An 11,171-nucleotide genomic window follows, 5' to 3' on the forward strand; every position below is an offset into this window, starting at 1 on the left:
ACCGGGCCCGGTGCGGGAGCCGGAGCCGTGCCCCGCTCCGCCGTGAACGCCAGATCGAACCCGAGATCCGCGGTCGTGCGGTAGTTCGCGTGCACCGACACCGCCAGCACGTTCGTGCCCTCCGACAGTGCGCCGGCCGGAACGGTGAACACCGCGCGCGTGCCCGCCGCCGACGACTGCGTCACCGCCGCCGTCGCGTAGGTGTTCTGCGTGACGGTGCCGGCCGGCATCCGCACCCGCCCGAGCTCACGGCCGTTCAGGTACACCACCGCGCCGTCGTTCGCGATGAGAGAGACCTTCGCATTCGTCACGCTCGCCGCACTGGTCACCGTGAACGTCTTGCGGAACTGCGCGCTCAACGGCTTGGTCGCCAGGTTCGACGGATCGATGTTCGTCGCCGCCCCCGACACGCCCCGCCCGAACAGCGCCTTCCCGACCGGCCACGACGACGCGTCGAACGTGGTCGCGTTCCACGTGGCCGGCAGCGCGTCCGACGAGTACCGCCACGACCACGAGTCCCCGTTGCCCACGAACGTCAGCGCGTTCGCCGGGGCCGGAGCGACCGTGAACGCCGCCGTCGACGCCGACCGGTTGCCCACCGCATCCCGCGCCCGCACGAAGTAGTTCGCGGCGGTCGAGGTCACCGGCACGGTGTACGAGGCCGAGGTCGTGGAGGCGATCACACGGTTGCCCTGCAGCACCTCGTACGTCACACCCGAACCCGCATCCGTCGACGCGCCCCACGTCAGCGTCGCCGTCTTCCCGTCTGCCGATGGGGTCGACGACACCGCCCCCGGGGTCGTCGGCGCCACCGCATCCCGCGGCGCGAAGCGGATGAACCCGCCCGACCACTGCTCCGCACCACCCGGAAGCTGCGACCGGTTGAAGTCGCCACCCACCCACAGGGTGCCGGTGCTGTCGAAGAACGTCCCCCACGCGCCGTACCCCGCTCGCGCCTCCACCATCGGCGACCAGTCCGGGATGTAGGTGCCGGACTTCGCGTCCCACGCCCCCACCAGATTGATCTTGTCCGCCCGGCTGAATCCGCCGACGAGCGTCTGGCTGTAGGCGTCGTCGTAGACGTAGTCCCCGCAGTGGCAGCCGCCGATCACCACGGAGCCGTTGGTCTCGACCGTCTGCATGTCGCCGCCCACCTGCGTGATCCAACCGCCCACGCGCTGGAGCGTGTTCCGGTCGTACGAGAACATCGAGTGCTGCGAGCCGCCCATCCACACGCGCCCGTCGACCTCGATGATGCCGAGCTGCCACACCGCGTTGACGTACGCGCCGTTCTCGTCCTTGCGGTCGTCGCTGAACTCCGGCGTCCAGGTGGTCGCCAGCGGTGCGCCCGCCGTCGTCTGCAGCACCGCGGCCGACGGCGCCGGGGTCGACGACTTCATCAGGAAGTAGCCGGAGAAGTACGCGCGGTCGCCCTGGGCGTTCGCGTCGACCGAGGCCGCCGTCCCGTTGAGGTTCGCGTTCCACGCGGTGTCGGGCTTGCCGGTGGCCAGCACGATACGGCCGCCGTTCCACGCGCCGCCCGTCGTCGGTGTCGTGCCGACGGAGGTCAGGTGCGTGAACGAACCGGCGACGTACAGGTAGCCGCCCTGCACGTCCAGGTCGCGGACGAAGGGGACCGCACCGGTCGCGCGGTGCTCGACCTTGACCTGCCAGCCCGAGAGCTGCCCGGTCGCAGGATCGAGGATCGCCAGTCCCGGCTGCGCCACCCCGTTCACGGTCGAGAACTGCCCGCCGATCGCCAGCCGGCCGTCCGGCAGCGCCTGCACCGACTTCACCTGTCCGTCGAGCTTCGGCCGGAAGGTCGGGACCCACGCGCCGGTGTGCACGTCGAACGCCGTCAGGTACGGCTGCGACGTCTGCCCCGCGCCGTCCTTGGTCTGCTGCACGTTCAGGAAGTTGCCGCCGACGAAGACCTTCCCGGCGACCTCACCGAAGTCCGAGACCTCGACGTTCGTCTCTCCGGACTGGCCGTTGGCGAGCCCCGAGACCCCCCACGACGTCTTCACGGCGTACGAGCTCGGGATCGACGGGAGCGTGCTCGCGGGCGTGCCCGTGGTCGGGACGGCACCGAAGTCGAGCGTCGACAGGGTGAGCTGCGGCCGCAGGAACACCTGGGCGAACGGCGTCGCGTACCCCTGCCCCGCCGGAGCCCACAGGTAGGAGGACGCCTCCGTCGTGCCGGTCACCGCCGAGCCGTACGCCCAGCCCATCCGGTAGCCGTGCGTGGCCCGCTGCGAGAACACGACGTTGTTCATGCCCGCGTCGTCGTTGAAGGCGGCGGTCACGCCACCGGTTCCCGTGGTGTCGATGCCGCCGCTGATGCCGAAGCCCCAGTCGGCGAGGTCGTGCTTGGCGCCGAAGGTCCACTCCCAGCGGTCGCTCTTCGCGAGCGAGAACCGCACCTCCTGCCAGGCACTGCCCGCGGCGTTGGTCGCGCGCCGCACGCGGATCCCGTCGGGCAGAGCATCGGGGCGGCCGTTGTTCAGCAGGCCGTCGACGGTCTTGGCGGGCAGCTCGGCCGGAGCGAACGCGGCCGTTCCCGTGGGCGCGTTCGCCACCTGCTCCGGCGTGCCGAGACCGTTGTAGCTCTCCTTCCACGCCTCCCGACCCCGGCCCACGAGCACCCACCCGCCGCCGTCGGTCGTCTGGTCGCAGTAGAACTGCTGCGGGTAGACCAGGCCCGGCGTCACCAGCCAGTACACGCCGTCCGCCGCCGCCGGGTTGTTCTGCTTGATCTCCCAGCACGACGCCGCCGCCGTCTCCTGCGTGCGCCCGTCCGGGCCCGAGGCGACCACCGCCGACGCCGCGCCCGGCGTGAGCAGGGCGCCCACCACTGCGAGGGCTGCGATCGCAGCCCCCATGACCGCGCGGCCTCCCCAGGCGCGCGCGCGATTCCCCACGATGTTCATCTGTTGTTGTGTCTTTCTGGCTTCCGACATCAGCTCTCGCTGCGGACGCGCCGCCGCGGCACACTCCTGCCACGGCAAAACGCAGACACGACACTGCAGACTGCCGGACCGGATGCCCCAAACATCCGGACCGGATCGCTCCACCCCCGAGCGGACGTCCCCAGATCGTCCCTATGCCATGAGACGGGATCGGGAGCGTTCCATTACGCAGAGACACCCGTTCCGATCATGTGAAGTTCCTGCATGCCGCCGCCGGGACGCACCGCCGAGCCCGTCCGCGACACACGGAAGGGGCCGGCCACCGCGACGGTGACCGGCCCCTTCCGGCGAGCGCTCCTGTCTCGACTACCCCTTGGTAGACCCGGCGAGCAGGCCGCGCACGAAGTAGCGCTGCAGCGCGAAGAACACGATCAGCGGGATGATGATCGACACGAACGCACCCGCCGTGAGCAGGTACCAGTCGTTGCCGCGCGTCCCGGTGATCTCGGCCAGCAGCTTCGTGATCGGCGCGGCCGCTCCGTCGGCGAACACCAGCGCCACGAGCAGGTCGTTCCACACCCACAGGAACTGGAAGATCGCGACCGAGGCGATCGCCGGCATCGTCAGCGGCAGCACGACGCGGAAGAAGATCTGACCGCGCGAGGCGCCGTCCACGCGGGCCGCCTCGATGATCTCACCGGGGATCTCCGACATGAAGTTGTGCAGCAGGTAGATCGCCAGCGGCAGCGCGAACATCGAGTGCGCGATCCACACCTGCGCGTAGCCGTCCGATGCTCCGAGCGGCAGGGTCACCTGCAGACCGAACAGGTTGAGGCCGCGCGAGAACGAGCTGAGCAGCGGCACCAGCGCCATCTGGATCGGCACGATCTGGAGCGCGAACACGAAGATGAACAGGGCGTTGCGGCCCTTGAAGTCGATCCACGCGAACGCATACGCCGCCATGGCCGCGATCATCAGCGGCACCACGGTCGCCGGGATCGTGATGGCGATCGAGTTGATGAACGACTCGAGGATGGTCAGCTGCGTCGTGCCGGACTGCAGCACATCGACGTAGTTCTCCAGCGTGACCTGCGGGTTCGTGAAGAACGTCCACCATCCGGTCGACTGGATCTCGTCGCGCGGACGGAACGACGAGATGAACAGCCCGAGCGTCGGGATGGTCCACAGGACCGCGATGACGATCGACGCGGCGGATGCCCACGGACGGGACAGCTTCTTCCTGGCGCGTCCGGCGGCGCCGTCGAGGCCACCCCCGGTCGTGACGGCGCGCGTGCTGGCCGGGGTCTCGGTGCCTACGGTGTCGGTCATCGGATCTCCCGCTGCTTCTTGATCTGGCGCGCGTTGTAGATGACGATCGGCAGCACCAGGATGAACAGGATGACGGAGAGCGCGGCGCTGCGTCCCGCCTCGAACTTCGAGAACTGCGTGTACATCTCGTTCGCGAGCACCGACGTGCCGTAGTTGCCGGCGGTCATGGTGCGGACGATGTCGAACACCTTCAGCGAGGCGATCGAGATCGTGGTGAGCACGACGATGAGTGCCGGGCGGATCGCCGGTACGGTCACCGAGATGAACCGCTGCCACGCGTTCGCGCCGTCGAGCTCGGCGGCCTCGAGCAGCTCGGCCGGGACACCCTTGATGGAGGCCGACAGCACGACCATCGCGAAACCGGTCTGGACCCAGATGAGCACGACGATGAGGAACAGGTTGTTCCACGGCTGGTTCAGCAGCCACTGCTGCGGCGTCCCGCCGAACCACACCAGGATCTGGTTCAGCAGACCGATCTGCTCGAACTCCGGTCCGCGGTACTCGTACATGAACCGCCAGATGATGCTCGCGCCGACGAACGAGATCGCCATCGGCATGAACACCAGCACCTTGTAGATCTTCTCGCCGCGGGTCCTGTCGATGAAGACCGCGTACGCGAGACCGACGATCGTCGACACCGTCGGCACCAGCAGCACCCAGATGATGGTGTTGACGACCGAGGTGATGCCGTCCGACTGCGTGAAGATCCACACGTAGTTGGCGAACCCGACGAACGTGTTGCCCGAGGAGTTCCAGAACGAGGTGTACATGGTCTGGATCGACGGGAGGATGAGGCCGACGAGCAGGAGCAGCATCGCCGGAGCCATGAAGGCGACGAGCTGGATCAGGTAGCCCGCTCCATCGCGGGACCGGTAGTCCAGGAAGAAGAACACGGCGCCGACGAGGACCGCGACCCCCATCGCCCAGTAGTAGGAGTTGAAGAACCACATCACGGCGAGCGGGATGAGCAGGCACATCGCCAGCCGGATGATGGTGTACTGCGTGCCCCGGCGTGGAGCGATGTCCACGAGCAGCAGGATGATCGCCACGACCACCGCGAAGGCGATGACCACGGCGACGGCCTGCAGGATCGGCGGGAGCGAGCCGATCCATTGGAAAAAGACTGTCGCGTTCACGGATTCCCCTTACGTCACGCGGATCGGATCACGGCGCCCACGTCGATGTGGGCGCCGAGGGAGCAGAGGGGCCGCCCCTGGTGCGGGGCGGCCCCTCTTCCCCCGGGATCAGCTGGAGGGCCAGCCGGTCTCGATCTGCGTGAGCACCTCGTCCGTCGAGGTGCCGTTGACCCACGCGACCATGCCCTTCCAGAAGGTTCCGGCACCGACGGCACCGGGCATCAGGTCGGAGGCGTCGAAGCGGAACGTGGTCTCCGGGTCCTGCAGGATCTTGATGGTCTCCTGGAGGATCGGGTCCTTGGCGTTCGCCGGGTCGAGCCCGTTGTTGGCCGAGGTGACGCCGCCGAGGCTCACGCGGCTGTTGGCCCACTCGGGGCTGGACAGGTACGCGAGCACCTTCTGCGTGGCCTCGGACTCGCTGAACGCGCCGACGATCTCACCGGCGCCCGTGACGGCCGTGTCGCCCTCGGACTCGCCGGGGAGCATGAACGCCCACACGTCGCCGTCCTCGGCGATGTTCGTGCCCTCGGGGAAGAAGCCCGACAGGAACGAGGCCTGGTGCGTGAGCGCGCACTCGCCGGCGGCGAGCTTGGGTGCCACGTCGCCGAACGCGGTCGAGTTGATCGAGCGCACGTCGCCGAAGCCCGCGTTGACGTTGGCCGGGTTGAGCAGGATCTGTCCGACCGAGTCGAACGCCTGCTTGATCTGCGGGTCGGTGAACTTCACGTCGTTGGTGACCCACTGGTCGTAGACGTCGGGTCCGGACTGGCGCAGCACGTAGTCCTCGATCCAGTCGGTGCCCGGCCAGCCGGTCGCGGTGCCGGACTCGAAGCCGGCGCACCAGGCGGGCGTGCCCGTGGCGGCCTGGATCTTCTCGGTCAGCGCCGTCATCTCGTCGAGGGTCTTGGGGACCTCGACGCCCCACTCCGCGAACTTGGCGGGCGAGTACCAGATCCAGCCCTTGACGTTCGCCATGAGCGGGGCACCGTAGAAGGTGTCTCCGACCGTGCCGTAGTTCACCCAGTCTTCGGTCCAGTACTCGTTGGCGTTCTTCTCGACCTCCTCCGGGGCGGGCTTCAGGAAGCCGCGGTCGGCGAAGTCGGCGAACAGACCCGGCTGCGGGAAGATCGCGATGTCCGGCGGGTTGCCGCCCTGGGCGCGCGTGCCCAGCTGCGTCTCGAAGTCCTGGCTGCCCTCGTACTTGATGGTGATGCCGTTCTCGTCGGCCCAGTCCTTCCAGGACTCCTGGAGGAGTTCCGCCTCCGAGTCGACGATCGTGCCGTAGATCGTGACGGTGGCGTCGTCGCCTCCGCCGCCTCCGGTGCTCGGCGCACCTCCCGGAGCCCCGCAGCCGGCGAGGGCGATGCCCGCGACGCCCATCAGGGCCAGCGGCACGACCAGCCGGGAACGCTGTGACAGAGCCATGTGAATTCTCCTCTTCGAGTACAGGGTCCCGCTGTCCGCCGCCAGCACCGGCGTCGATTAGGGAACCGATTCCAGGCCAACATACTGGCGGCCCGCTCCCCGCACAACACGCAAGGGTCACAAGCTCGCAACCATTCCGATGCGCCGCCGCGTCGCGGATGGGAGCGCTCCCTCCGGATCAGTGTGGAACCGGTTCCTTTTCCACGGTCGAGCCGCTACGCTGTCACCCGGCGAGCCCGGGCGTCGCCGTCCCCACATCGAAGTGGACCCTGGTCGAGGAGGACCGATGAGCACGATCGCGGACGTCGCGTCGCGTGCCGGAGTGTCCAAGGCCACCGCGAGCCGGGCGCTGAGCGGACGCGGCTACGTGTCCGACGAGACACGGCAGCGGGTCATGGACGCCGCAGACGACCTCGCCTACGTCGCCCACTCGTCCGCCACGAGCCTCGCGACCGGACGCACGCAGACCGTCGGCCTCGTGATGCCGCCCATCGACCGCTGGTTCTTCGCCGAGCTGCTCGCCGGGGTGCAGGAGTCGCTCCTCTCCGTGGACTACGACCTGTCGCTGTACGGCGTTCCCGAGGGGACGCAGACCAGGGAACGGCTGTTCGAGACCGTGCTGCCCGGTCGGAGATTCGACGGCATCATCGCGGTGGGCATCCAGCCGAGCGCGCGCGAGCTCGAGCGCCTGCACCGCACGGGTCGCCCGCTGGTCAGCGTCGGGCCGTACAGCGAGGGATCGAGCGCGGTCTCGATCGACGACACCGCCGCCGCCCGCATCGCCACCGAGCACCTGATCGAGCTCGGCCACGAGGACATCGCGTTCGTGGGGGGCGCGACCGACGCCGCCGCACTGAGCTACGGCGATGCGCAGCGACTCGAGGGGTACCACGGCGCGCTCCGCGCGGCGGGCCTGCTCGCCCACGCCCGCGTCGTCGGCGCGGCACCGACCATGCCCGGGGGCTATGCCGCGACCGCCGGGCTCCTCGGAGACCGGCGGAACCGGCCCACCGCGATCGTCGGAGTCTGCGACGAGGCGGCGATCGGGGCGATCATCGCCGCTCGACGCCTGGGCATCGCCGTGCCCACCGAGCTCAGCGTGGTCGGCATCGACGACCACGCCCATGCGGACATGTTCGCCCTCACCACGATCGGGCAGTCTCCCCGCGACCAGGGTCACGAGGCCGTGCGGCTGCTGATCCGACGGATGGCGGAGCCGGAGGCCCCCATCGAGCGGGTGACCGCCCCCTCGTCGCTCGTCGTGCGCAGCTCCACCGCACCACCCCGCTGAGCACCCCTCCCCGGACGCACGAAGGCCCCGGGCGGAACCCGGGGCCTTCGCAGAAGCGCTGGTGCGCTGGAATTACTTGAGGGTGACGGTCGCGCCGGCCTCTTCCAGAGCAGCCTTGGCCTTCTCGGCGGTCTCCTTGTTGGCGCCCTCGAGGACGGCCTTCGGAGCACCGTCGACGACGGCCTTGGCCTCGCCGAGGCCGAGCGAGGTGAGCTCGCGGACAGCCTTGATGACCTGGATCTTCTTGTCGCCGGCAGCCTCGAGGATGACGTCGAACGAGTCCTTCTCCTCCTCGGCAGCGGCCTCGCCTGCGCCACCGGCGGCACCGGCAACGGCGACGGGGGCAGCAGCGGTGACCTCGAACTTCTCCTCGAACGCCTTCACGAAGTCGTTCAGCTCGATGAGGGTGAGGCCGGCAAACTGCTCGAGCAGCTCCTCGGTGGTGAGCTTCGCCATGATGTATCTCCTAATAGATGGGGTGGTGGTGACGAGATCGCCGGTCGCTTACGCGGCCTCTGCGGTCTCCAGCTTTTCGCGAAGCGCGTCGATGGTGGCGGCAGCCTTGCCCATCGTCGCCTTCATCATTCCCGCGGCCTTCGCCAGCAGAACCTCACGGCTCTCGAGCGAGGCGTACGTGTTGACCTCGTCGGCAGAGAGGGCCTTGCCCTCGAAGATGCCGGACTTGATCACCAGAAGCGGGTTGGCCTTGGCGAAGTCACGCAGAGCCTTGGCAGTGGCGACGAAGTCACCGTGCACGAACGCGACGGCCGACGGACCCTTGAGGTCGTCGTCCAGCGAGGAGATGCCGGCCTTGTTGGCGGCGATCTTGGTCAGCGTGTTCTTCACCACGGCGTACTCGGCGTCCTGACGGATGCTGTTGCGCAGCTGCTTGAGCTGGGCAACCGTCAGACCGCGGTACTCGGTCAGCAGGACGGCGTTCGAGTTCTCGAATGACTTCGTGAGCTCGGCGACCGATGCATCCTTCTGCGCCATGGTCACTCCTTGATGTGTACGAGGCGCCGCACGGTGGTGGGGCGCCGGCCTCCGACCCCCTGCAAAGAGAAGAGCTCCGGCGCAAGCGCACGGAGCTCGAAAGTTCGTGACACCTGCGCGGGCCCCTGCGATGCAGAGCTTCGATCCTGCGTGCTTGCGCACACACGATGACCAGCGGTCTTCGGTTGCCACCCACTCTACCTCAGCGCGCGCCCCTCCCCAAATCCCCGGCGGCCGTGCGGGGACGCGGCGTGTGCGGGGAGGGAGCGTCGGCGCACGGGGTTAGGGTTTTCAGGTGACCCCCGAACTCCACGCCCGTATCGTCGCGGACTCTCGCGACCGGGTGGCGTGGATGCGGGCGCGGTCCCGCGGCATCACCGCGACCGACGTCGCCGGACTCACGAGCGAGCGCTCCATCGCCCGTGCCGCCGACTCCAAGCTGGGCGGCGGGCCCCGCTTCGGCGGCAACGCGTACACCGACCACGGCCGACGGCGCGAGCCGGAGATCGCGGCCTGGGTCGCAGCCACGCACGGGATCCTCCCCTCCTCCGCGCTGTTCCGCGCCGAGGTGGAGCACCGCCACCTCGCCACGCCCGACGGGATCGCGGTCGACGCCGACGGGCGCATCCGCCTCGCCGAGATCAAGACCACGAACAAGGCGTTCCGCGGCATCCCGCGCACCTACCTGCGACAGGTCTGGTGGCAGCAGCACGTGCTCGGTGCCGAGCGCACGCTGTTCGTGTGGGAGGAGCACGTCGACTTCGCTCCGGTGCACGACGAGCCTCGCTGCGTGTGGATCGACCGCGACGACCGCGAGATCGCCAAGCTGGTCGACCTGGCCACCGCCCTGATCGACGAGCTGTACCGGCGCACCACGGGCCGCGACGTTCCCGCCCGCACGCAGGACGATTCCGCGAGCCGCCGCGAGCAGCTGCGCGAGCGCGACCTCTTCCGCGCCCTCGCCCTCGCCGACTGAACGCCGCACCGCCGGCACGACCTCACGTGCAGGTGTTGTTGCCCCCGAGCCCCAGCAGTCCGCCCACCGACAGCGTGCGGGTCGCCGCGGGCGACACCCAGGCCGTGCCGGGCAGGACGGCCTCGACCCGCACCGTGTTCGACGAGCCGAGCAGACTCCCCAGCAGCGTGCTGAGCAGACCGGAGCTGATCGTCGCGGAGTAGGGGCCGCTGCCGCTCTGCGTCACGTTCGCGTTGTCGACCGCGACGTTGTTGATCGACAGTCGCTGCTGCGGCTTGAGGTATCCGGAGCTCCACGTGATCGTGAAGCCCGTGAACGTGCCGAGCAGGTTGGTCACGCTGCACGAGGTGATCGTGGGCGTCGTCAGCTGCGACGCGGTGAACGACCCCGCCGCGTACTCCGGATCGGTGAACCGCGCCTCGGTCGGCTGCACCGCGGGCAGGAGCGCCACGCCGACCAGGACCCCGACCCCGAGGACACCGGCGATCGTGCGCCGCCACGGCCGTGTCATCCTCGCCCCTCCCCGCGCTCTCCTCCGCGACGCCCCCGCGCCACGAGAGCCCCGGTCAGCAGCAGTCCGCCGCCCACCGCCGCCAGCGGCAGCCACGGCGACGGACCCGTGACCGCGAGCGCACCGTCGGAGCCCACCGCCGCGCTCTCGCCCGCGCCGTGAGCCAGCACGCGCACCTCGGTGCTGCCGGAGCCGTCGGCCGGGTCGAGCGCGATCGTCAGCCGCAGATGCGCGGTCTCGGTGTCACGCATGGCGGCGAGGGGCACCTCGGCGCCGTCGCGCGGGACGCTCCAGTCCGTCCGCAAGACCGTCGCCCCCGCCGGGCACACCGCGTCCTGCCACGGCTCCGCGCACAGGGCGATGTCGAGCCGCAACCGCGCCGACCCGGACGCGCTCACGCCGAGCCGCACGACCCCGGGATCCGGCGCGTCGGCGCTCACCTGCACGTCCCACTGCACCGGCCGGTCGGGTCGCAGGTCGCGGGCGGCGTCCCAGTCCGCGACCGAGACCAGGCGCAGCACCTGGCCCTGCACCACCTCGGTGGAGGGGGCAGCGACCGCCGCCGCCGGTGCCGCGAGGGCCAGGCAGACGGGCAGCGCCA

General features: G+C 69.6%; 10 protein-coding genes. 2 read left to right on the top strand and 8 right to left on the bottom strand.

Annotation, left to right across the window (positions count from 1 at the left end; translation table 11 throughout):
- The 4 genes from DW299_RS14105 to DW299_RS14120 form a co-directional block, all read right to left on the bottom strand.
- A partial coding sequence (locus DW299_RS14105) for a fibrinogen-like YCDxxxxGGGW domain-containing protein (RefSeq protein WP_136036964.1) occupies nucleotides 1-2,882 on the bottom strand: 2,882 nt, incomplete at its 3' end.
- 393 nt (nucleotides 2,883-3,275) lie between these two features.
- Complete coding sequence (locus tag DW299_RS14110; protein WP_136034362.1) at nucleotides 3,276-4,238, bottom strand: carbohydrate ABC transporter permease; 963 nt, start codon at nucleotides 4,236-4,238, stop codon at nucleotides 3,276-3,278.
- Nucleotides 4,235-5,374, bottom strand: a complete 1,140-nt coding sequence (locus DW299_RS14115; RefSeq protein ID WP_136034364.1) for a carbohydrate ABC transporter permease — start codon at nucleotides 5,372-5,374, stop codon at nucleotides 4,235-4,237. Before DW299_RS14115 ends, DW299_RS14110 begins: the two co-directional genes overlap by 4 nt.
- 108 nt (nucleotides 5,375-5,482) lie before the next feature.
- Complete coding sequence (locus DW299_RS14120) at nucleotides 5,483-6,799, bottom strand: ABC transporter substrate-binding protein (RefSeq protein ID WP_136036965.1); 1,317 nt, start codon at nucleotides 6,797-6,799, stop codon at nucleotides 5,483-5,485.
- Between the two features lie 286 nt (nucleotides 6,800-7,085).
- Between DW299_RS14120 and DW299_RS14125 the strand changes: the two genes are divergently transcribed.
- Entirely contained in the window at nucleotides 7,086-8,090 is a 1,005-nt protein-coding gene (locus tag DW299_RS14125) for a LacI family DNA-binding transcriptional regulator (protein WP_136034369.1), read from the top strand.
- A gap of 72 nt (nucleotides 8,091-8,162) precedes the next feature.
- Here DW299_RS14125 and rplL read toward each other — a convergent pair whose 3' ends face one another.
- Nucleotides 8,163-8,546, bottom strand: coding sequence for a 50S ribosomal protein L7/L12 (gene rplL / locus DW299_RS14130; RefSeq protein ID WP_067194328.1), 384 nt, complete (start codon nucleotides 8,544-8,546; stop codon nucleotides 8,163-8,165).
- Between the two features lie 48 nt (nucleotides 8,547-8,594).
- On the bottom strand, nucleotides 8,595-9,083 hold the full coding sequence (gene rplJ / locus DW299_RS14135; RefSeq protein ID WP_136034371.1) for a 50S ribosomal protein L10: 489 nt from the start codon (nucleotides 9,081-9,083) through the stop codon (nucleotides 8,595-8,597).
- A gap of 295 nt (nucleotides 9,084-9,378) precedes the next feature.
- Here rplJ and DW299_RS14140 point away from each other — a divergent pair, with 295 nt between their 5' ends.
- On the top strand, nucleotides 9,379-10,059 hold the full coding sequence (locus tag DW299_RS14140) for a YqaJ viral recombinase family protein (RefSeq protein WP_136034373.1): 681 nt from the start codon (nucleotides 9,379-9,381) through the stop codon (nucleotides 10,057-10,059).
- Between the two features lie 22 nt (nucleotides 10,060-10,081).
- On the opposite strand, the gene DW299_RS14145 is transcribed toward DW299_RS14140, so the two are convergent.
- Both DW299_RS14145 and DW299_RS19190 read right to left on the bottom strand, forming a co-directional pair.
- Nucleotides 10,082-10,570, bottom strand: a complete 489-nt coding sequence (locus DW299_RS14145) for a hypothetical protein (RefSeq protein WP_136036966.1) — start codon at nucleotides 10,568-10,570, stop codon at nucleotides 10,082-10,084.
- A partial coding sequence (locus tag DW299_RS19190) for a hypothetical protein (RefSeq protein ID WP_168443150.1) occupies nucleotides 10,567-11,171 on the bottom strand: 605 nt, incomplete at its 5' end. The genes DW299_RS19190 and DW299_RS14145, both read right to left, overlap by 4 nt.

Origin of the sequence: Microbacterium sp. K35 (assembly GCF_004794375.1) — a bacterium.
Taxonomy (GTDB): domain Bacteria; phylum Actinomycetota; class Actinomycetes; order Actinomycetales; family Microbacteriaceae; genus Microbacterium; species Microbacterium sufflavum.

Excerpts from the sequence above, each read along its gene's own strand:
- DW299_RS14110 (WP_136034362.1), bottom strand. The coding sequence starts at position 4,238 with ATGACCGACACCGTAGGCACCGAGACCCCGGCCAGCACGCGCGCCGTC.
- DW299_RS14145 (WP_136036966.1), bottom strand. The coding sequence starts at position 10,570 with ATGACACGGCCGTGGCGGCGCACGATCGCCGGTGTCCTCGGGGTCGGG.
- rplL (WP_067194328.1), bottom strand. The coding sequence starts at position 8,546 with ATGGCGAAGCTCACCACCGAGGAGCTGCTCGAGCAGTTTGCCGGCCTC.
- DW299_RS14120 (WP_136036965.1), bottom strand. The coding sequence starts at position 6,799 with ATGGCTCTGTCACAGCGTTCCCGGCTGGTCGTGCCGCTGGCCCTGATG.
- rplJ (WP_136034371.1), bottom strand. The coding sequence starts at position 9,083 with ATGGCGCAGAAGGATGCATCGGTCGCCGAGCTCACGAAGTCATTCGAG.
- DW299_RS14125 (WP_136034369.1), top strand. The coding sequence starts at position 7,086 with ATGAGCACGATCGCGGACGTCGCGTCGCGTGCCGGAGTGTCCAAGGCC.